The organism is Citrobacter sp. Marseille-Q5395 (assembly GCF_947057495.1).
Lineage (GTDB): Bacteria > Pseudomonadota > Gammaproteobacteria > Enterobacterales > Enterobacteriaceae > Citrobacter > Citrobacter murliniae.
The window spans coordinates 247619-269878 of the sequence record NZ_CAMSEL010000004.1; the positions used below are offsets into that span (position 1 = coordinate 247619).

General features: G+C 51.3%; 18 protein-coding genes. 16 read left to right on the plus strand and 2 right to left on the minus strand.

All coding sequences use genetic code 11. From position 1 onward, the window contains the following. The first annotated feature begins 450 nt into the window (after window positions 1–450). The 9 genes from OH663_RS06155 (at window position 451) to OH663_RS06195 (ending at window position 9308) form a co-directional block, all read left to right on the plus strand. Window positions 451–3090: a YdbH family protein gene (locus OH663_RS06155; protein ID WP_200013272.1), complete on the plus strand. Its 2640-nt coding sequence runs from the start codon at window positions 451–453 to the stop codon at window positions 3088–3090. Continuing rightward, window positions 3087–3278 (plus strand): YnbE family lipoprotein, encoded by a 192-nt coding sequence (locus tag OH663_RS06160; RefSeq protein ID WP_045442846.1) that lies wholly within the window; start codon window positions 3087–3089, stop codon window positions 3276–3278. Before OH663_RS06155 ends, OH663_RS06160 begins: the two co-directional genes overlap by 4 nt. Window positions 3279–3285: 7 nt before the next feature. Next, the gene (locus tag OH663_RS06165; protein ID WP_200013271.1) at window positions 3286–3609 is read left to right on the plus strand and encodes a YdbL family probable chaperone protein; all 324 of its coding nucleotides are present in this window, start codon (window positions 3286–3288) and stop codon (window positions 3607–3609) included. A gap of 110 nt (window positions 3610–3719) precedes the next feature. Beyond that, window positions 3720–4325 (plus strand): CDP-alcohol phosphatidyltransferase family protein, encoded by a 606-nt coding sequence (locus tag OH663_RS06170; RefSeq protein WP_045442841.1) that lies wholly within the window; start codon window positions 3720–3722, stop codon window positions 4323–4325. Continuing rightward, window positions 4322–5239 (plus strand): phosphatidate cytidylyltransferase, encoded by a 918-nt coding sequence (locus OH663_RS06175; protein WP_200013270.1) that lies wholly within the window; start codon window positions 4322–4324, stop codon window positions 5237–5239. The genes OH663_RS06170 and OH663_RS06175 overlap by 4 nt, the downstream gene beginning before the upstream one ends. Window positions 5240–5242: 3 nt before the next feature. After that, window positions 5243–5884: a lysophospholipid acyltransferase family protein gene (locus tag OH663_RS06180; protein WP_200013269.1), complete on the plus strand. Its 642-nt coding sequence runs from the start codon at window positions 5243–5245 to the stop codon at window positions 5882–5884. Then, a complete protein-coding gene (locus OH663_RS06185) occupies window positions 5877–7637 on the plus strand; it encodes a bifunctional alpha/beta hydrolase/class I SAM-dependent methyltransferase (protein WP_263525701.1) in 1761 nt (586 codons plus the stop codon). The genes OH663_RS06180 and OH663_RS06185 overlap by 8 nt, the downstream gene beginning before the upstream one ends. Beyond that, entirely contained in the window at window positions 7627–8931 is a 1305-nt protein-coding gene (locus OH663_RS06190) for a phosphatase PAP2/dual specificity phosphatase family protein (RefSeq protein ID WP_263525702.1), read from the plus strand. Before OH663_RS06185 ends, OH663_RS06190 begins: the two co-directional genes overlap by 11 nt. Further along, window positions 8907–9308 carry a hypothetical protein gene (locus tag OH663_RS06195; protein ID WP_200013193.1) on the plus strand — a complete coding sequence of 134 codons (402 nt, stop codon included), beginning with the start codon at window positions 8907–8909 and terminating at the stop codon, window positions 9306–9308. The genes OH663_RS06190 and OH663_RS06195 overlap by 25 nt, the downstream gene beginning before the upstream one ends. A gap of 346 nt (window positions 9309–9654) precedes the next feature. On the opposite strand, the gene azoR is transcribed toward OH663_RS06195, so the two are convergent. Then, window positions 9655–10260 (minus strand): FMN-dependent NADH-azoreductase, encoded by a 606-nt coding sequence (azoR, locus tag OH663_RS06200; protein WP_045442827.1) that lies wholly within the window; start codon window positions 10258–10260, stop codon window positions 9655–9657. Window positions 10261–10461: 201 nt separating this feature from the next. Between azoR and hrpA the strand changes: the two genes are divergently transcribed. The 3 genes from hrpA (at window position 10462) to aldA (ending at window position 16864) form a co-directional block, all read left to right on the plus strand. Further along, a complete protein-coding gene (gene hrpA, locus OH663_RS06205) occupies window positions 10462–14364 on the plus strand; it encodes an ATP-dependent RNA helicase HrpA (RefSeq protein WP_200013194.1) in 3903 nt (1300 codons plus the stop codon). Window positions 14365–14427: 63 nt separating this feature from the next. After that, window positions 14428–15225, plus strand: coding sequence for a YdcF family protein (locus tag OH663_RS06210; protein ID WP_167493959.1), 798 nt, complete (start codon window positions 14428–14430; stop codon window positions 15223–15225). Between the two features lie 199 nt (window positions 15226–15424). Beyond that, on the plus strand, window positions 15425–16864 hold the full coding sequence (aldA, locus tag OH663_RS06215; RefSeq protein WP_200013195.1) for an aldehyde dehydrogenase: 1440 nt from the start codon (window positions 15425–15427) through the stop codon (window positions 16862–16864). Between the two features lie 47 nt (window positions 16865–16911). On the opposite strand, the gene gap is transcribed toward aldA, so the two are convergent. Further along, window positions 16912–17913 carry a type I glyceraldehyde-3-phosphate dehydrogenase gene (gene gap, locus OH663_RS06220; RefSeq protein WP_200013196.1) on the minus strand — a complete coding sequence of 334 codons (1002 nt, stop codon included), beginning with the start codon at window positions 17911–17913 and terminating at the stop codon, window positions 16912–16914. Between the two features lie 189 nt (window positions 17914–18102). On the opposite strand from gap, the gene cybB reads away from it, so the two are divergent. From cybB to OH663_RS06240, 4 genes are all read left to right on the plus strand, one after another. Then, window positions 18103–18633 (plus strand): cytochrome b561, encoded by a 531-nt coding sequence (gene cybB, locus OH663_RS06225; RefSeq protein WP_200013197.1) that lies wholly within the window; start codon window positions 18103–18105, stop codon window positions 18631–18633. A gap of 532 nt (window positions 18634–19165) precedes the next feature. Continuing rightward, entirely contained in the window at window positions 19166–19723 is a 558-nt protein-coding gene (locus OH663_RS06230; protein WP_048221468.1) for a fimbrial protein, read from the plus strand. 50 nt (window positions 19724–19773) lie between these two features. Then, window positions 19774–20451, plus strand: a complete 678-nt coding sequence (locus OH663_RS06235; RefSeq protein ID WP_233617222.1) for a fimbrial biogenesis chaperone — start codon at window positions 19774–19776, stop codon at window positions 20449–20451. After that, window positions 20438–22260, plus strand: a 1823-nt coding sequence (locus tag OH663_RS06240) for a fimbria/pilus outer membrane usher protein (protein WP_263525703.1), incomplete at its 3' end; no start/stop codon positions are given. The genes OH663_RS06235 and OH663_RS06240, both read left to right, overlap by 14 nt.

Consider the following 22260-nt stretch of genomic DNA (forward strand, 5'->3'; position numbering starts at 1 on the left):
ATTTTACAAAATCCAAAAAATAATTGATAGTCATAGATATAGTGAATAATTCCAGAGCATCTCTTGTTAGTGTGGGCATGTTAGTCAATTTCAACAACTGACTAATTTTTATCTTCCCAGTGCCTGACAATCTGCGCTCTGTTTACTTTGCTCGTCCACCGCTGCCTGGTTTTCTGTTAGATAGATAGCACAACACTTTTACCAATGAGCAATTGATACATTGAGCAGTGGAATAAGGGACAGGCGCAGATGGTACTTGGTCATACTCGCCATGCGGTTTTTATGATTAAGCATATGATTAGTCGATAATTCTTTGACTCATGCCAGTTCTATAAATATTACGTATATTTAAGGAGCATCTATTCTTAAGGTGGGCATATGTAGCTAAACATGCCACAATACTGGCCTAAACCGGCTTAAATTTTCGCGAAATCAGGACATTAACTACCCATGAAGGGTAAATATAAAGCCGCTCTGGCACTACTCTTATTATTGATCCTCATGCCGCTGACGTTGTTGATGACGCTTGGCCTGTGGGTTCCGACGCTGGCAGGCATTTGGTTGCCCGTCGGTACGCGCATCGCACTGGATGAGAGCCCACGGCTAACCCGGCATGGGCTACATATTCCACAACTCCGTTATCTGGTCGATGACTGCCCACTGGCGAAAATTACGCAGGCGGATCTGTCACATCCCAGCCGCTGGTTGCTGAACGTCGGGGCTATTGAACTGGATTCAGCCTGTCTGGCCAAACTGCCGCAAACGGAACCTTCTCCCGCCGCACCTAAAACGCTGGCGGAGTGGCAATCCATGTTGCCCAATACCTGGATTAACATCGACAAACTCATCCTTTCTCCGTGGCAGGAGTGGCAGGGCAAGCTGTCACTGTCGTTGACGCCCACCAGCCAACAGCTTCGCTACCAGGGTGACAAAGTCAAATTTCAGGGGCGTCTCCACGGTCAAAATCTGACGGTCAATGAACTTGATGTTGCCGCATTTGAAGATCAGCCGCCGGTGAAACTGGTGGGTGAATTCACGATGCCACTGGTTCCTGACGGCCTGCCGATCAGCGGGCATGTGGTCGCCACTCTCAGCCTGCCGCAGGAACCCTCTCTGGTGGATGCGGAGCTGGAATGGCAGGAAAATCGTGGACAACTGATCGTAATGGGACGAGGCAATGCCGATCCTCTGCTCGATCTTCCGTGGGAAATCACCCGCCAGCAACTGACTATCAGCGACGGTCGCTGGAACTGGCCTTATCAGGGATTTCCGTTAAGCGGTCGGCTGGGTGTGAAAGTTGAAAACTGGCAGGCTGGCCTGGAAAACGCGGTGGTGAGCGGGCGATTAAATGTACTGACACAAGGTGATGCAGGTAAAGGTAACGCTGTCCTGACCATCGGCCCTGGCAAACTCGCCATGGATAATAGCGAGATGCCATTACAGTTAACCGGCGAAGCAAAACAGGGCGATCTTATTTTTTATGCGGTGCTACCCGCACGGCTCAGTGGAAGCCTCAATGATCCGCAACTGATTTTTGAACCTGGGGCGTTGCTGCGTTCCCGCGGACGCGTTATTGACTCTCTGGATATTGACGAAATTCGCTGGCCACTGGCGGGAGTGAAGGTCACTCAGCGCGGTGTTGATGGTCGATTGCAGGCCATTTTACGTGCCCATGAAAACAAGATGGGGGGATTTGAACTGCATCTTGATGGTCTGGCCAATGATTTCCTCCCTGACGCTGGCCGCTGGCAGTGGCGTTACTGGGGTACAGGGGGATTTACGCCGATGCACGCCCGCTGGGACGTGGCGGGCAAGGGTGAATGGCACGATAACACCCTCAAACTTTTTGACCTTTCTACCGGGTTCGACCAACTGCAATACGGCACGATGAAAGTGGAAACGCCACGTCTGATCATGGATCAACCGATTGTGTGGGTGCGGGACCCGGCAAAACCAACATTCAGCGGCGCGTTGTCACTGGATGCCGGAAAAACCACCTTTACGGGCGGAAGCGTTCTGCCACCATCAACCCTGAAATTCAGTGTTGATGGGACCGATCCGACGGTATTCCAGTTCAAAGGGCAGCTTCATGCAGGGGCAATTGGTCCTGTACAGTTAAACGGGCGCTGGGATGGTGTCCGCCTGCGTGGACAGGCCTGGTGGCCAAAACAATCACTCACTGTTTTCCAGCCGCTGGTTCCTCCTGACTGGAAAATGAACCTGCGCGAAGGGGAACTGTATGCACAGGTTGCTTTCTCCGCCGCCCCGGAACAGGGCTTTGAGGCGGGCGGTCATGGGGTATTAAAAGGCGGTAGCGCCTGGATGCCAGATAACCAGATCAATGGTGTCGATTTTGTGCTGCCGTTTCGTTTTAGTGAAGGAGCGTGGCAACTGGGCACACGCGGACCGATTTCACTACGTATTGCGGAAGTCGTGAATCAGGTTACAGCGAAAAATATTACCGCCGACCTGCAGGGAGGATATCCCTGGAGCGAAGATAATCCTTTACTGCTCAGCAATGTCAGCGCCGAGTTGTTAGGAGGTAAAGTCATCATGCAGCAATTGCGTATGCCTCAGCACGATCCGGCCTTAGTCCGAGTGCAAAATATCTCTTCCAGCGAACTTATCAGCGCGGTTAATCCCAAACAGTTTGCCATGTCTGGACCGGTCAGCGGCGCGCTGCCTCTGTGGCTGAATAATGAAAAATGGATTATCAAAGACGGCTGGCTTACCAATCCTGGACCGATGACGTTGCGTATCGACAAAGATACTGCGGATGCCGTCGTTAAAGACAACATGGCGGCTGGAGCGGCGATTAACTGGCTGCGCTATATGGAAATAACCCATTCCTGGACGAAAATAAATCTGGATAACCTGGGTGTATTAACGATGCAGGCAACCGTCACTGGCAATAGTCGGGTGGATGGCAAAGTGGGAACGGTGAATTTGAATTACAACCACGAAGAAAACGTATTTACGTTATGGCGCAGTTTGCGTTTTGGCGACAATTTACAGGCATGGCTCGAGCAAAATGCAACGCTGCCAGAAACCCATTGCCCGGAAGGCAAGGAATGTGAGGAACAACCATGAAAACAATAGCTGCCATGCTGGGACTTCTGGCGTCATCTCTGCTGGCGGGGTGTACTCCGCGTATTGAAGTGGCGGCCCCCAAAGAACCCATCACCATCAATATGAACGTCAAAATCGAGCATGAAATCCATATCAAAGTCGATAAAGATGTCGAGAGTTTGCTGAAATCACGCAGTGACTTGTTCTGAGGTGAAGATGAAAAGATCACTTAACGTATTCATTCTTATTTTGAGTTTGCTGAGTGCCAACGCGTTTGCATTAACGCTGGGTGAAGCCCGAACTCAGGGGCGGGTTGGCGAAACGCTTAACGGCTATCTCGTGGCATTGAAAACCGATGCTGAAACCCAGACGCTGGTGAGTGAAGTGAATAAAGCTCGCAATGCCAGCTATCAGCAACTTGCTGAAAGTAACAACATCCCGGTTGATGAAGTGGCAAAGATGGCTGGACAGAAACTGGTTGCTCGTGCCAAACCGGGCGAATACGTGCAGGGCATTAACGGTAAATGGTTGAAAAAATAATCGCCCGTCTGTTCAGAGGATCCGGTTTTACTTTAACCAACAAGCGTATTTGACGGGCAATGATCCATTGCTCCACTATAATCAAACCGACAAATTATCAAGGAGTGATGATGACGCTTTATCAGATAAAGCCTGCCTTTCAGGCGCTTTTACGCCCGGTAATGTTCTGGCTATACAAAAAAAACGTTACTGCTAATCACGTCACACTTGCAGCGATGGTGCTTTCTTTTGTGACAGGAGCGGTACTGTTTCTTTTCCCTCAACCTGAATTATTTGTTCTCCTGCCGATCGTGCTGTTTGTGCGGATGGCGCTCAATGCGCTGGACGGGATGCTGGCACGTGAGTGCAATCAAAAGTCACGTCTGGGCGCCATTCTCAATGAGACCGGGGATATTCTTTCAGACCTTGCGCTTTATCTACCCTTTATGTTGCTCCCGGCCAGCAATGTACTGTTGGTGATAGTGATGCTGTTCTGCGCAGTGATGACGGAATTTTGCGGCGTGCTGGCACAAACTATCAATGGAGTGCGCAGCTATGCCGGGCCGCTGGGCAAAAGCGACAGAGCGCTGGTGTTCGGCGCATGGGGACTGGCGTTGACGCTATGGCCTCAACTTGTACAGTGGAATAACGCCGTCTGGGGTGTTGCAACGCTGTTGCTGTTATGGACGGCGATCAACCGCTGTAAGAGTGCATTACGCGATGAGGTGGTGGAATGATGCTGCTGGAAAAGTCGCTTGCCGTTATTTTTTCTCTGCTACTTATTGCGACACTGATCAACGGATTACTTGTATGGCTACGTCCAGGTAAAGACTGGCGGGAACTGACGCTGCGTATTCGCACCTGGTGGGTGATCATTATTCTGTTTTCGCTGGCTATCTTAAGCCCCCACTGGCTGGCGTTGACTTTTTTTGCGCTGGTAAGCTTTATGGCGTTAAAGGAATTTTTAACACTGGCACCATCGCGCCATACCGATCGCATGCCGCTGTTGTGGATGTTTGTTGCTATCCCTGTTAACTACTGGCTGATTGGCATCAACTGGTACGGCATGTTTGTGGTGTTTATCCCGGTGTATGCTTTTTTATTCTTACCCGTACGGATGGTGATTGCTGGCGACACCCAGGGATTTCTGCGTTTTGCCTCACAGCATCACTGGTGCCTGATGACTACCGTGTTTGCATTCAGTCACGTTGCGTTCCTGCTGGTGCTGCCCGCTGACGGTATGCAAACAGGAGCACTGCTGGTGCTTTTCCTCGTCGGCTTAACGGAATTCAACGACATTGCGCAGTACCTGTGGGGAAAATCGATTGGCCGCATCAAAGTGATGCCTAAAGTCAGCCCTAATAAAACCCTGGCGGGACTGATCGGTGGTGTAGCAACCACTACGCTCGCGGCAGCACTACTGGGACCGTTAATGACGCCGCTAAGCGTACCTTTATCGCTGCTGGCGGGGTGCATTATCGGTGTCACTGGTTTTTGTGGGGACGTTGTGATGTCGGCTATTAAGCGGGATATCGGGGTGAAAGACAGCGGCACGCTGTTACCCGGTCACGGCGGTATCCTCGACAGGCTCGATTCCCTGATCTTCACCGCCCCCGTGTTTTTCCATTTCATTCGCTATTTTTGCTACTAACTTATGATGAGCTCATTTCTGCGAACGCTGTTTACATTGTGCATCGTCTGGCCGGTTATTTGGCTATGGCTTGGGCTGCGCGTCAGACACCGGGAGCGCTTGCCAACTCGTGGCCCGGCTATCGTGGTAGCAAATCACAACAGCCATATGGATGTTTTCGCGCTGCTTTCACTATTTCCGCTCCGCCGCCAGGCATCTGTTCATCCGGTGGCCGCCGCTGATTATTTTTTGCGTAATAAAGCGATGGCCTGGTTCGCTCTCAATATTCTCAACATTATTCCCATTTCACGTAAGGGCGGTGAAGCTAACCCACTGGCACAGTGCGAACAGGCATTACGTGAAGGTAAGATCCTGATCCTTTTTCCAGAAGGTACGCGTGGCGAACCAGGAAAGCTTTCACCGCTAAAATCAGGGTTGTGGCATCTGAGTCAGCGTGCGCCGGAAGTCCCAATTATTCCCGTCTGGCTGCGCGGTACGGAGCACGTCATGGCGAAGGGGAATCGCATTCCTCTGCCGCTATTTATTGACGTCAATATTGGTGAGACGTTGCGCTTTCAGAGCGACAAACGCGTCTTCATGGATGATCTCAAACAGCAGCTTTTGCAGCTACAGCAACAAACGACAGGAAAGCCTCCTCATGACTGACATGCGAGCGCCAGACGAACGATGGTTTTTGACCAGTGACAACACCGGGTTGTTTTATCGCCACTGGCCGGCATTATCGGCAGGCCCTGTTTCAAAAGTAATTGTTCTGTTTCACCGTGGACACGAACATTCCGGGCGTCTGCAGCACATCGTTGATGAGCTGGCGATGCCGGATACCGCATTCTATGCCTGGGACGCACGAGGTCACGGACACTCTCCGGGACAGCGTGGCTATAGCCCGTCGCTGGCACGTTCGGTGCAGGATGTCGAAGAGTTCGTGCGTTTTGCCGCTGCGGACAGTCAGGCCGCAATGGAAGATGTGGTGGTGGTAGCGCAAAGCGTTGGCGCGGTATTAGCCGCAACCTGGGTTCATGATTATGCGCCAGACATTCGTGGACTGGTATTGGCGTCTCCGGCGTTTAAAGTCAAATTGTATGTGCCATTTGCCCGCCCAGGGCTGGCGTTAATGCATCGCCTGCGTGGCCTGTTTTTTGTTAACTCCTACGTTAAAGGGAAGTATCTGACGCACGATCCCGAACGCGTGGCAAGCTTCAATCAGGATACGCAAATCACCCGGGCAATCGCGGTGAACATTCTGCTGGATCTCTACAGGACGGCAGAGCGAATAGTCAGCGATGCCGCCGCCATTACGTTACCGGTGCAGTTGCTTGTTTCAGGGGACGATTTTGTTGTGCATCGTCAGCCACAGATCGATTTTTACCAGCGTCTGCGAAACCCACTTAAGGAACTGCACGTGTTGCCGGGGTTTTATCACGATACGCTGGGGGAGAAAGACCGACATCTGGCGTTCGACAAAATGCGTAATTTTATTGATACGTTATATGCGAAACCACCCCAGCGTTTTGATTACAGCAATGAGGATCGCTGGAGTCCTGGGGCCGATAGCTGGCGGATGTTAAACGGGGGGCCGGCTCCTTATTCTCTCGATGATATTGCCTATCGTGGTTTGCGCTACGGGATGAAACTACTGGGAACACAATCGACAGGTGTTCGCCTTGGATTTGAAACCGGTTTTGACTCGGGCAGTACGCTTGATTATGTCTATCGTAACCAGCCTCAGGGCAGCAGTTCGCTGGGGCGTTTAATTGATAAGAACTACCTGAATAGCGTCGGCTGGAAAGGGATACGCCAGCGTAAGATCCATTTGCAGATGCTGATTCGTCAGGCTGTTGCGCGGCTCGCAGAGCAGGGCACACCCGTTAATGTGGTCGATATCGCTGCCGGACACGGGCGCTATGTACTTGATGCGCTCGAAGGTGAAACGGCGGTGAACGCGATCTTATTGCGTGATTACAGCGATCTGAATGTGAATAAAGGAAGGGAAATGATCGCCAGCAGAGGAATGGCTGACATCGCCCGTTTCGAGCAAGGCGATGCCTTCAATCGCCAACAGCTGGCGTCTCTCGAACCCCGACCTACGCTGGGGATCGTCTCTGGCCTGTACGAGCTTTTCCCCGAAAATTCGCTGGTACAGAATTCTCTGGCCGGACTGGCGGATGCAATAGCGCCGGGTGGTGTACTGATTTACACCGGACAGCCCTGGCATCCACAGCTAAAAACCATCGCATGGTCACTCACCAGCCATAAAGATGGCAAAGCGTGGGTGATGCGCGTGCGCACACAGGGTGAAATGGATGCGCTGGTGCGTGATGCGGGGTTTGATAAGTGTGCGCAGTTGATTGATGAGTGGGGCATTTTCACCGTTTCCATGGCGGTGCGCCGTGGTACCTGAACGTCGTAAGGTTATAGTCCAGGCGATAGGCTGGTTATTGCTACTGGCTCCATTTTTCTTCCTCACTTACGGTAAGGTCAATCAGTTTACCGCCTGGCAGGATGCTCAGTACCATAACGTCGGAAGTGTCGTGTTTAGCTGGGAGTCCGCTATTCCCTTTATTCCGTGGACTATTCTTCCTTACTGGAGCCTGGATCTGTTCTACGGGTTATCGCTGTTTGTCTGTACTACACGTTTCGAACAACGAAGGCTGGTACTACGTCTGGTACTGGCATCGGTTATCGCCTGCGGCGGTTTTTTGCTGTTTCCGCTCCAGTTTAGCTTTACCCGCCCCGAGGTTAGCGGTGCAGCAGGGTGGTTATTTTCTCAGCTCGAGCAGTTCGACTTGCCCTACAACCAGTCTCCATCGTTGCACATTATCCTCTGCTGGCTGCTGTGGCGGCATTTCAGTCGCTACCTTTCTGGTGGTTGGCGCAGGCTGTGCGACGGCTGGTTTTTGCTGATTGCCGTTTCCGTACTGACCACCTGGCAGCACCATTTTATCGATATCATTACCGGACTGGCGGCAGGAATGCTAATTGACTGGATGGTGCCGGAACAACGTCGCTGGCACTGGCAAAAACCGGATACGGTACGTTTGAAGCTGATGCGTCGTTATTTGTTGGGGGCAGCCATATGTTTTATCGCCGGAGCGCTGATAACGCCCTGTTTACTGTGGCCAGCATTATCGTTGTTGATAGTCGGGTATGGCTATGGCGGATTTGGCACAGCAGCCGCAGGTAAAGATCAACTGGGACGGCTGTCGCCACCCGTGTACTGGTTGTTACTTCCTTGGCGCGTAGGGATGTGGCTGTCGATGCGCTGGTTTACCCGCCGCCTGCCAGCGGTGAGCTGTATTGCTGAGGGGGTCTATCTCGGCAGCTTTCCACGCCGGATCCCCGCGCAAAACGCAGTGCTGGACATGACCTTTGAGTTTCCGCGTGGACGCGCCACCGCGTCACGAGCCTATGCTTGTGTACCGATGTTGGATCTGGTTATTCCCAACAAAGCAGAACTGCAACAGGCTGTGGAACGACTGGAGATACTGCGTCAGGAGCAGGGGACTGTACTGGTTCACTGTGCATTGGGACTGTCGCGCAGTGCGATGACCGTCGCGGCGTGGCTTTTGCATTATGGCCATCAGGCGACAGTAGAGCAGGCGGTAGCACATATTCGTCAGCGTCGTCCACAGGTGGTACTGACAGATAAACATCTGGAGATGCTGGAACAATGGCAACAGAAAGTGACAACGTAACACAAAGCGAAGGTATTCAGCGTGATCTGCTGGGGCACACACTGGCAGGCTGGCGTTTTATCCTGCTTTTTTCCCTCTCGCCGATGGTGTGGGTCATCTTCACGGCTCCATCAGGTATCTCTCGCGCCATCGTTGCGCTGTTGTGCGCTATCGTCTGGTTTGGTTGCTGGAGAATGTGGCTTGATGGTCGCTATTTTTCGCTCATTGATGCGCAGAACAACGAGCTGGCCGGAGAGGTTCTTGGCGTTATATGGCGGCGTGAAAGGTTAAAGACGCTCACGCTGGCCGAACGTCAGTCAGGCGCACTAAAACAGTGTCGTCAGACGTTTTACATGGTTGCCATTCTGTGGGCTTTCTGGCTGATGCTACTGATTTAGTTTTCACCGGAGCTATTCATCCACAGCGCAATAGTTGCCAAACGGAACTGTACAGATGCTGATATATTTCATCACCGGTTGCGTCCTGGAGTTAACTTATGTGGCTTTTCAAGTGGTATGTCTGGAATCGTTGGGTATTCAAACATTTAAGCAGGGATGTTGCGGAGCCGGAGCAGTTTTTACTCCATTGCTGGGAAGAGAATCTGGCAAAGTGCAGGGATTACTCACTCATCTGGCGTGACATCAATCGTATTCACGGAAAGCAGACAAAGAGATAGGAGTCTATCCCGTCAGGCTCTGAGTGCCGGTTAAAAACCCTCCCACCGGACGGTGAGAGGGGAAATTATCAGGCAGCAACCACGCTATCAATCGCCGCTTTTGCATCAGATTGTGCTTTCGATGCCACTTCCGGACCGTAGGCAATACCTTCAGCGAAGACAACGTTCACGTCGGTGATGCCGATAAAGCCCAGGAAAACATTCAGGTACGGAGTGATCAGATCGGTTGGTGTATCTTTGTGGATACCGCCACGGCTACTCAAAACGATAGCACGTTTACCTGTTACCAGACCTTCAGGTCCTTTCTCGGTATAACGGAAAGTTACCCCGGCGCGGGCAATCAGGTCGAAGTAGTTTTTCAACTGCGTCGGGATGTTGAAGTTATACATCGGGGCGGCGATCACAATGACGTCATGCGCTTTCAGTTCAGCAATCAACTCATCAGACAGCGCCAGCGCTTCTTGTTGACGTGGAGTCAACGGCGCATCGCTCGGGCGCAGAGCACCCACCAGTTCGCCATCCAGTACCGGAACAGGATTTGCAGCCAGGTCACGAACCGTGATCTCGTCAGCAGGGTGTTTTTCACGCCACTGTTCAACAAAATAATCAGACAACTGACCAGACTGAGAGTACCCTGCCAGAATACTGGATTTAAGAACTAATACCTTGCTCATGGGTGATTCCTTATATGTGTTTGAAGGGGATGTGCCCCGTTGCTTGTTGACACTTTATTCACAATCCTGCCGTAGTGATAGCGCAATATATCGAATCCTATGTTCGAAATTATTGAACAACACACGAAAAGCACCGATGTGGTACTCTATACCTATCATCTAAAAGAGATTTAACCCGGCAGAGCACTGCCCTCCAATGCTATGACAGAACAACAGAAATTAACCTTCAACATGTTGCAGCAACAGCTGGATCCACTGATGCTGCGTGACAAACAGCGTTTTTCCCGCCGTCTGCATGGTGTGAAGAAGGTTAAAAATCCTGATGCACAACAGGCCATTTACCAGGAGATGGCGAAAGAGATTGAGCTGGCAGCAGGTAAGGTTGTGCTGCGTGAAGCGGCACGGCCGGATATTACTTACCCGGAAAACCTGCCTGTCAGCCAGAAAAAACAGGATATCCTGGAAGCCATTCGCGACCATCAGGTGGTGATTGTTGCCGGGGAGACGGGTTCCGGTAAAACCACTCAGTTGCCGAAAATCTGTATGGAACTGGGACGCGGAATTAAAGGGTTGATCGGTCATACCCAACCGCGTCGTCTGGCGGCGCGTACCGTGGCTAACCGTATTGCAGAAGAACTGCAGACGGAGCCCGGTGGTTGTATCGGCTATAAAGTTCGTTTCAGCGATCATGTTAGTGATAACACCATGGTCAAGCTGATGACGGACGGTATTCTGCTGGCGGAAATCCAGCAGGACCGCATGCTGATGCAGTACGACACCATCATTATCGATGAAGCTCATGAACGTAGCCTGAATATCGACTTTCTGCTCGGTTATCTTAAAGAGTTGCTGCCACGTCGTCCGGATCTGAAAATTATCATCACTTCTGCGACTATCGATCCTGAACGCTTCTCACGCCATTTTAACAATGCGCCCATTATTGAAGTTTCGGGTCGTACATATCCGGTGGAAGTACGCTATCGCCCGATTGTGGAAGATGCGGATGACACCGAACGCGATCAACTGCAGGCGATTTTTGACGCCGTGGATGAACTGGGACGCGAAAGTCAGGGCGACATTTTGATCTTCATGAGCGGAGAGCGCGAAATTCGCGACACCGCTGATGCGCTGAATAAGCTGGATTTACGCCATACTGAGGTACTACCGCTGTATGCACGTTTGTCTAACAGTGAACAGAACCGTGTTTTTCAGTCGCACAGTGGACGTCGCATAGTGCTGGCAACCAACGTGGCAGAGACCTCGCTGACCGTTCCGGGGATTAAATATGTTATAGATCCCGGTACCGCGCGAATCAGTCGCTATAGCTACCGTACTAAAGTCCAGCGTTTGCCGATTGAACCCGTGTCGCAGGCCTCTGCTAACCAGCGTAAAGGGCGCTGTGGTCGCGTATCAGAAGGGATCTGTATTCGTCTCTATTCCGAAGACGATTTCCTGTCGCGCCCGGAATTTACCGACCCGGAAATTCTGCGTACTAACCTGGCGTCCGTTATTCTGCAAATGACTGCGCTTGGGCTTGGTGATATTGCAGCATTCCCGTTTGTCGAAGCGCCGGATAAACGCAATATTCAGGACGGCGTGCGTCTGCTGGAAGAACTGGGGGCGATCACTACCGATGAACAGCAAACTGCTTACAAGTTAACGCCTTTAGGCCGTCAGTTATCACAACTACCGGTAGATCCGCGTCTGGCACGTATGGTGCTGGAAGCGCAGAAGCATGGTTGCGTGCGAGAAGCAATGATCATTACCTCGGCGCTGTCCATTCAGGATCCGCGAGAGCGTCCGATGGACAAACAGCAGGCATCTGACGAAAAACACCGTCGCTTTCACGATAAAGAGTCCGATTTCCTCGCTTTTGTGAATCTATGGAATTATATCGGTGAGCAGCAAAAAGCGCTGTCATCAAATCAGTTCCGTCGCCAGTGTAAGGTTGATTTCCTTAACTATCTGCGAGTGCGCGAGTGGCAGGATATTTACACTCAATTGCGTCAGGTGGTGAAAGAACTGGGGATCCCGGTCAATAGTGAGCCAGCAGAATACCGTGAGATCCACGTTGCATTGTTGACTGGGTTACTGTCGCATATCGGGATGAAAGATGCCGATAAACAAGAGTTTACTGGCGCGCGTAACGCCCGTTTTTCAATCTTCCCTGGATCCGGTTTATTTAAAAAGCCGCCGAAGTGGACAATGGTGGCGGAACTGGTGGAAACCAGCAGATTGTGGGGACGCATTGCCGCACGTATCGATCCGGAATGGGTGGAACCCGTTGCTCAACATCTGATCAAACGTTCGTACAGTGAACCACACTGGGAGCGCGCGCAAGGTGCGGTCATGGCGACAGAAAAAGTCACCGTTTACGGCCTACCAATTGTTGCTGCCCGTAAGGTGAACTACAGCCAGATCGATCCCGCGCTGTCGCGTGAACTGTTTATCCGTCACGCGCTGGTGGAAGGTGACTGGCAGACACGCCATGCGTTTTTTAGGGACAATCTGAAACTACGTGCGGAAGTGGAAGAGTTAGAACACAAATCGCGCCGCCGCGATATCCTGGTCGATGACGAAACGCTGTTTGAATTTTATGACCAGCGTATCAGCCATGATGTGGTTTCTGCCCGTCATTTTGATAGCTGGTGGAAAAAGGTCAGCCGTGAAACGCCAGATCTGCTCAACTTTGAAAAGAGCATGCTCATCAAAGAGGGGGCGGAAAAAATCAGCAAGCTGGATTACCCGAATTTCTGGCATCAGGGTAATCTCAAACTGCGATTAAGCTATCAGTTCGAACCTGGAGCTGACGCCGACGGTGTGACCGTACATATCCCGCTACCGTTGCTGAACCAGGTGGATGAAAGCGGTTTTGAATGGCAAATCCCTGGGCTGCGCCGTGAATTAGTGATTGCACTGATTAAATCGTTGCCAAAACCAGTGCGCCGTAATTTTGTTCCTGCACCAAATTACGCTGAAGCTTTTTTAGGACGCGTCACGCCGCTCGAACTGCCACTGCTGGACTCACTGGAACGTGAACTGCGCCGGATGACCGGCGTCACCGTCGACCGTGACGACTGGCACTGGGATCAGGTCCCCGATCATCTGAAAATCACCTTCCGCGTGGTGGATGATAAAAACAAGAAACTGCAGGAAGGGCGCTCGCTTCAGGCGTTGAAAGATACGCTGAAAGGTAAAGTTCAGGAAACGCTGTCCGCAGTGGCAGATGATGGTATCGAACAGAGCGGGCTGCATATCTGGAGCTTCGGTCAACTCCCGGAAAGCTACGAGCAAAAACGCGGCAATTACAAAGTGAAAGCGTGGCCGGCGTTGGTGGACGAGCGGGACAGTGTTGCTATTAAGCTGTTTGATAATCCACTGGAACAACAGCAGGCGATGTGGTGCGGTTTACGCCGTCTGTTGCTGCTGAATATTCCATCGCCAATCAAATACCTGCACGAGAAGCTACCAAACAAAGCCAAACTGGGCCTGTATTTTAACCCGTACGGCAAAGTACTGGATTTGATAGATGACTGTATCTCCTGCGGTGTGGATAAACTGATAGATGCCAATGGCGGACCGGTGTGGACGGAAGAGGGCTTTACAGCACTGCATGAGAAAGTGCGGGCTGAACTGAACGATACCGTGGTGGAGATTGCCAAACAGGTCGAACAGATCCTGACGGCAGTCTTCAATATCAACAAACGTCTTAAAGGACGCGTGGATATGACCATGGCGTTGGGGCTTTCGGATATCAAAGCGCAAATGGGCGGACTGGTATATCGCGGATTTGTCACCGGTAATGGCTTCAAACGTCTTGGCGATACGCTGCGCTATTTACAAGCAATAGAGAAACGACTGGAAAAACTGGCCATCGATCCGCACCGCGATCGTGCGCAGATGCTGAAAGTGGACAGCGTGCAGCAGGCCTGGCAGCAGTGGTTCAATAAACTGCCACCTGCGCGCCGTGAAGATGATGATGTCAAAGAGATCCGCTGGATGATTGAAGAGTTGCGCGTCAGCTACTTTGCTCAGCAGCTTGGCACGCCGTACCCAATTTCAGATAAACGAATCCTGCAGGCCATGGATCAGATTACAGGCTAAAGCAGTGCCGGATGACGACGCTGACGCGTCTTCTCCGGCCTACAGGAACAAAGATCAGGAGCCATGAATATGAGACAGTTTCCGACACTTTCCGCTACCACCCTCAAGGCAATAAACACCGTGGGACAGTGGCTGGCGCAGAATGATTTCGGTGAAACAATCGCTGTTCAGTCGGATTGCGTAATTCTGGCGGGAAACGCGGTGATCCCAACCATCGACGCGGCTTGTCGTATAGCGAAAGAACAGCAGGTTCCCTTGCTGATCAGCGGTGGTATCGGACATTCCACGACTTTTTTGTATAACGCTATTATTCAACACCCACGCTACAACATCATTCGCACTACCGGACGCGCGGAAGCGGCAATTCTTGCCGATATCGCCCACCAGTTCTGGCAAATTCCGGGGGAAAAAATCTGGGTAGAAGACCAGTCCACAAACAGTGGTGAGAACGCCAGATTTAGCTGTGCGTTACTGCGTCAGGCCACAGAAACCGTTCGTTCTGTCATCGTAGTACAGGACCCAACCATGCAACGCCGCACAATGGCAACGTTTCATCGTGTAACGCGAGATGATCCACATGCACCAAGCTGGTTAAGTTTTCCAGGTTTTGTGCCTGAATTGACTCAGCAGGAGAGTGGTGTGGGATTTGCTCAGGCCACTGATGGTCTCTGGTCGGTCGAACGCTATCTTTCACTGATTATCGGTGAACTTCCTCGTCTGCGCGATGATGAAACCGGCTATGGTCCCCGTGGTCGTGATTTTATTGAGCATGTTGAAATTCCGCAGAATATTGAGGACGCGTGGCAACATCTACAAAACGACGCCGCTATGATTGACTTACTGGAGAGTCGATCTCTGTGATATCCGCTGCCCGTTTGTGGGAACTTTTACGCAAACGGGCATAAATCCCGCCCGTATTTTCTCTTCGTGACCACTTTCCCTGACACTTTTATGAAGCGGTTCACAGAACCAATATTACAGCGGCAATGTGCCATGCATGATTGATATTAATTAACAATAGTTTTACTTGTTAAAAACAAATCAATCACAGGAGAAACGCATGTCAGTACCCGTACAACATCCTATGTATATCGATGGGCAGTTTGTGACCTGGCACGACGACACCTGGATTGATGTTATCAATCCGGCAACTGAAGAGGTTATCTCCCGAATTCCCGATGGTCGTGCCGAAGATGCACGTAAAGCGATTGATGCCGCACATCGCGCTCAGCCGGAATGGGAAGCGCTACCTGCCATTGAACGCGCAAACTGGTTACGCAAAATTTCTGCCGGTATTCGGGAGCGTGCCAGCGAAATCAGTGCTTTGATTGTGGCTGAAGGCGGAAAAATCCAACAACTGGCTGATGTTGAGGTCTCTTTCACCGCAGACTATATCGATTACATGGCGGAGTGGGCGCGCCGTTATGAAGGTGAGATCCTGCAAAGTGACCGCCCGGGTGAAAACATCCTGCTGTTTAAGCGTGCGCTCGGCGTGACGACTGGCATCCTACCGTGGAACTTCCCATTTTTCCTTATTGCTCGCAAGCTGGCACCCGCATTGCTGACGGGTAATACCATTGTGATTAAACCGAGTGAGTTTACGCCAAATAATGCGATCGCATTCGCTAAAATCGTGGATGACATCGGCCTGCCACGCGGGGTATTTAACCTGGTACTTGGACGTGGCGAAACGGTAGGTCAGGAGCTTGCCGGAAACCCGAAAGTGGCAATGGTGAGTATGACCGGCAGTGTGGTTGCCGGTGAGAAAATCATGGCGGCGGCGGCGAAAAACATTACCAAAGTTTGTCTGGAGCTGGGCGGGAAGGCGCCGGCTATCGTAATGGATGATGCCGATCTCGAACTGGCGGTGAAAGCCATTGTTGACTCACGGGTAATTAACACCGGACAGGTGTGCAACTGCGCTGAACGTGTGTACGTGCAAAAAGGTATTTATGACCAGTTTGTCAATCGTCTGGGTGAGGCGATGAAAGCGGTTCAGTACGGTAATCCTGCTGAGCGCAATGATATTGCCATGGGACCGCTGATTAACGCCGCGGCGCTGGCGCGTGTGGAACAAAAAGTGGCACGCGCGGTTCAAGAAGGTGCACGCGTGGTGCTTGGTGGCAAAGCAGAGGCAGGAAAGGGATATTATTATCCGCCGACCTTACTGCTGGATGTGCGCCAGGAGATGGCAATTATGCACGAAGAGACATTTGGTCCGGTATTGCCTGTGGTGTCATTTAATTCGCTGGAAGAGGCGCTTACGATGGCCAACGACAGCGACTACGGACTGACCTCATCGATTTATACGCAAAATCTGAATACGGCAATGAAGGCAATTAAAGGCCTGAAATTTGGTGAGACGTATATTAATCGTGAAAACTTCGAGGCGATGCAAGGCTTCCATGCCGGCTGGCGCAAATCCGGAATTGGCGGGGCAGACGGCAAACACGGCCTGAACGAATATCTGCAAACTCAGGTTGTTTATCTGCAGTCCTGATATCGATGCCGGGTGAGCAGGGGTGCCACCCGGCATCTGCTAACGTATTAAAGCTTGATGAGTTTTTCCAGCGTGCGAACCAGTTGGGTCACAAAACCGTATTCGTTGTCGTACCAGGCGACGGTTTTGACCAGTTGCAGATCGCCAACTTCAGTAATCTCCGTTTGTGTGGCATCAAATACCGAACCGAAATGTGATCCAATGACATCTGATGAGACAATCTCTTCATCGGTGTAGCCGAACGACTCATTATTCAGCGTCGCCTTCTTCAGCGCATTATTGACATCTTCGGTGGTCACTTTTTTGCCCAACACCGAAACCAGCTCCGTAACAGAACCGGTCTTCACCGGAACGCGCTGGGCGTGTCCTTTCAATTTTCCGCTCAACGCCGGAATAACCAGACCAATCGCTTTCGCCGCACCGGTGGTATGCGGAATGATGTTCTCTGCCGCCGCCCGTGAAGCGCGTAAATCTTTGCCTCGCGGACCGTCAACCAGCGACTGTGTTCCCGTATACGCGTGGATGGTGGTCATAGTACCAAGCTGAATACCGAAGTTATCGTGCAATGCTTTCGCCATAGGCGCCAGACAGTTAGTGGTACAGGATGCGACCGAGATAATCTGATCGTTAGCATCCAGAGTGTCGTCATTGACGTTAAAGACAATAGTCTTCATGTCACCAGCAGGGGCGGAGATCAATACTTTCCTGGCACCTGCATCCAGGTGAGCGTTGGCTTTTTCCGTTGAAGTATAAAAACCAGTACACTCGATGACAATTTCCGCACCTGTGGTTTTCCACGGAATATTTTTGGCCTCTTTTTCTGCGTAAACGGCGATTTTTTTGCCATCTACAATAAGCGCATCTTCAGTAAAGTCGACGCTCCAGGGGAACGGACCGTAGTTTGAGTCGTGTTTTAGCAGGTAGGCGAGAATTTTCGGTGAGGTCAGATCGTTAATGGCAACGACGTCAACGCTGCTTTTGACTTCCAGTAGCCGACGCAATACCAGACGACCGATACGACCAAAACCGTTAATGCTAATTTTACTCATGGTTTTCTCCTGTCAGGGTGAAGCGGTACCACATATTTTCCCTACCAGGCATAGACCAGTCAGCCACCAGGGGCAATGCCTGTTTTTGCGGTTAAGCGTAACTGACTGAAAATGAGCGAACAAAAGTTAATGAATTTTTAACAAAAGCTGGTTATGTTGACGCATCATTGTTTTTACTCAGGAAGTGTTATGGGGAATAAGTATTCTGGCCTACAGATTGGTATCCACTGGCTGGTCTTTTTGTTGGTGATCGCGACCTACTGTGCGATGGAACTGCGTGGATTTGCGCCTCGCAGCTATCGTCCCTGGTTCAACATGGTGCATGTTTCCTGTGGTATCACGATTTTAGTGCTGATGGTGGCGCGTTTGTTGGTCAGGCTTAAGTACCCGGCACCGCCAATTGTGCCAAAGCCTAAACCGATGATGACCGGAATGGCGCATCTTGGACATTTGATTATCTATTTGCTGTTTATCGTATTGCCAGTTATTGGTCTGGTGATGATGTACAACCGGGGGAATCCGTGGATAGCGTTCGGCATTGTCATGCCGCATGCGGCAGAAGCCAACTTCGATATGGTCGATATGCTGAAGTCCTGGCACGTGACGCTGGCAAAGTTGGGCTATTTTGTTATAGGCCTGCATGCAGCAGCAGCCCTGATGCATCACTATTTCTGGAAGGATAACACGCTATTGCGGATGATGCCGCGTAAGCGCTCATAACGCATATTTCCTTCGTCCCGCATAATGCGGGACGTTTGCTTTCTACCAGCCAATATAAATACTTTTATTGTTCTCATTCTAAATATATCAATAAAATCATACACCACTCCAATTTGCTTCATATGCTCGTAGTGAAGTGGGGCCAGGCATTTTTTTAGAGTCACACACTATCCGCGATAATCCATTTCATTATAAATCTATGACGATTACGCATTTAATATACTTATCACAACCTTAAGAAAAATTATATTTGAGATAGGCATTCATAATTAAATAAACTAAATCAATATGTTACAGTTAATTTTAAGATTATCTATCTTATTTAAGATCGTTCTTTATGTTATTTGAGAAAATAAAGGTTTTATTTGCCAAGATAATTCTTAAACTACCAATTATCGTAGGGCTACTCCTATGGTGCCATAAGACCTTACTGACCTCTTTACTGCCGCAAATAAATATCCTGCTTTCAATTGCAGGGGATATTGCATGCATGGTCATGATGTCAGTGTATTTTTATTTAAGGATAGACAATATGAAAATCAATACCTCCCATGCCAGCCATATATTTGTTGCCGGTAGCCTTGCATTGTTACTTGCTCAGACGGCGGCTCATGCTGATTCAGCTAATACCATCACTTTTAAAGGTGAAGTGACCGAGCAAACTTGCGAAGTCACCGTTAACGGTGTGAACGCACGCCCGGTGGTGTTACTGCCTACTGTAGCTAAAAGCGAGCTGACAAGCCTAGACTCTGTAGCGGGTCTGACAGCATTCACTCTGGGAGTGACCGGGTGTACCGCTGATACCGACGCACTGAATATCAAGACGGTATTCGTTGCCAATAATATGACCCAGCACGGTAACCTCGCCAATACCGGTACAGCGCAAGGTGTTGAGCTGCAATTGATGACCGACAGTTTGGGTACAGCGGTCATTGATCTGCGAAATTCAACACCCGTTGACGGGATCACCGTTGCAGCAGGTAATACTACCGGTGAACACGACTATGCCGTGCAGTATTACAGCCCAAATGGCAATGCGAGCGCTGGTACGGTCATCGGTACCGTACAGTACGCAGTCTCTTACCTGTAAGAGAGCTCTGGGTGATGAAAGGATTGGCTATAGTTTTGGCCGGAATACTGATGTGCGCCAGCACACAGGCAAGCGTCGTCATGACAGGCAGTCGGATTATCTATCCGGTTGACAGCCGGGAAGCCAGCGTACAGCTGACCAACCGCGATGATTTCCCCAGCGTGGTACAGGTCTGGCTGGATGATGGTAACCCTCAATCAGTCCCACAAACCGCCAATGCTCCTTTTATCACCACGCCGCCAGTCTTCCGACTGGCGGCTCAGGCTGGGCAAACCGTGCGACTGCGATATGTTGGTAAACCGGTGGTACAGGACAGAGAGACGTTGTGGTGGTTTAACTTCATTCAGATCCCGCCGACGGAAAAGGGCGCTCAAGCAGACAATCAACTGATGGTACTGGTACGCAGCCGCGTAAAAGTGCTGATGAGACCAAAAGGGCTGGTGGGTTCACCGCTGGAGATGGCAATGACTAGCCGTGTCTGGCTACAGGATGGCAAACTGTTTTTGCGTAATAACAGTGGTTATTACCTTGCGCTTTCCTCGCTTGACGTCAACGGGGCGGGTAAAAAGCAGCGTATTCAGAGCGAAACGGTAGCCCCGTGGACGACCGTATCATGGCCTGCGAAAGTGTCGCTTTTGGGTGAGGCGCAGATGCGCTGGATTAACGATCAGGGCGCAACGTTAAGCGGACGTGTGACGGTGGAGAATCCGGATAATGTCCGCTATTAATCCACATTGGTGTTGGCTGCTTCTTTCCGGCGTCACGCCCGTTCTGGCGAACGTTTACACTTTCGACGAGGCACTACTGCTCGGAAGTGGTTACGAGAAAGGACTGGCACAGTTCAACGATCAGGATGCCGTTGCTGCCGGGCGTTACAGTGTGGATATCTGGCTGAACGGAAAGTACATAGGCCGGGATGATGTGCTGTTTCACCCGAACACCGAAGGACGTATTGCGCCTTGTTTACCCGTTAAATTCTGGGATGAGCAGGGCGTTACGGCGTCGATGGAAGCATTGCCAGATGCTTGTCTTGAGCCGGAAACGCGTATTAGCGGCGGGCAGTGGAATTTCGACCAGGGCCTGCTGCGTTTGAATCTCAGCGTTCCACAGGCAGCTCTTAAACGAACACCGCTGGATTATGTACCTCCTTCGCAGTGGCAGAGTGGCGAAAGTGCGTTGTTCAGCAACTATAACCTGCACGTCTATCACAACAAAAGCGGCGGGCAGCAAAGTGATTACGGCTGGCTGGGACTGAGCAGTGGCTTCAATATTGGCAGCTGGCAGTTTCGCCAGCAGTCCTCCGCTAACTGGCGGCGCGATGACTATCGAGAAACTCAACGCTGGGATGCGCTGCAAACCTGGCTACAGCACCCGATCGCAAAACTGGAAAGCGTACTTACCGCAGGTGAAAGCTACACGTCAGGCAATTTACTTGGCAGCATGGCGTTTACCGGAATCAAACTGGAAACCGATCAACGGATGTGGCCTCAGTCGCGGCGCGGCTACGCGCCAGAAATCCGCGGTACGGCATCAACGCCTTCACGTGTAGCAGTCAAACAAAATGGTCGCACTCTTTATGAAACCAGCGTGCCGCAGGGACCTTTTGTGCTCGACGACTTGCCAAATACTGCCTGGGATGGAGATTTAGAAGTTGAAATCACCGGCGCAGACGGCAAAAAAAGTGGCTACACCGTACCGTACGCCAGCGTGCCTTTGTCGCTGCGGCCCGGAGTCTGGCGCTACGGTCTGGTAGCAGGCAAAACCCGAGATTACGGCACAGCCGACGCTCCGTTTGCCGATTTTACGTTGGAACGTGGAATGAGCAATTTACTGACTGCGAACGCTGCCTTGCGTATCGGTGATGATTATCAGGCGTTGGTGATGGGCGGTGTGGTGGCGACCACTATGGGCGCTTTTGGCGTCGATATTACTGGATCGCGGGCGCACATGGCATCTCAGTCCCTGAGCGGCTGGCGTCTGCAAACCAACTGGAGCAAAACATTTAGTCCGACGGGCACGCACGTAGCGCTGGCAGGTTATCGCTATTCCACGGAAGGCTATCGTGATTACGGGGATGTACTGGGCGAACGAAGCGTTACCGAAGGCGATACAGCATGGCGTTCGGACACACTACGCCAGCGTAACCAGTTTACCGCCACCATAAACCAGACGCTGGGTGGTTACGGAAATCTGTGGTGTTCCGGATCGATGATGGACTACTACGACGACCGAGGGAACAGCACTCAGTTGCAGGCCGGGTATAACACCACCCTCGGGCGCGTGGCGCTTGGCGTCTCCTTCAGTCGGCAAAACACCTGGTGGCGTAACGGGGACAGCACACAGGCGCAAAAAGAGAATGTCGCAACGTTCACATTCTCGATGCCACTCAGCTTTGGAGAGCGCGAGCACACGGTGGCATTGTCCGCAAGTCAGGGTCAGCAGGCCGGGCGCAATGCGCAGGTGTCACTGTCCGGTGCACTCGATAGCGCGGAGACGGTCAATTACGCGCTGTCCACGGGCTGGCAGCAGGCTAAAGA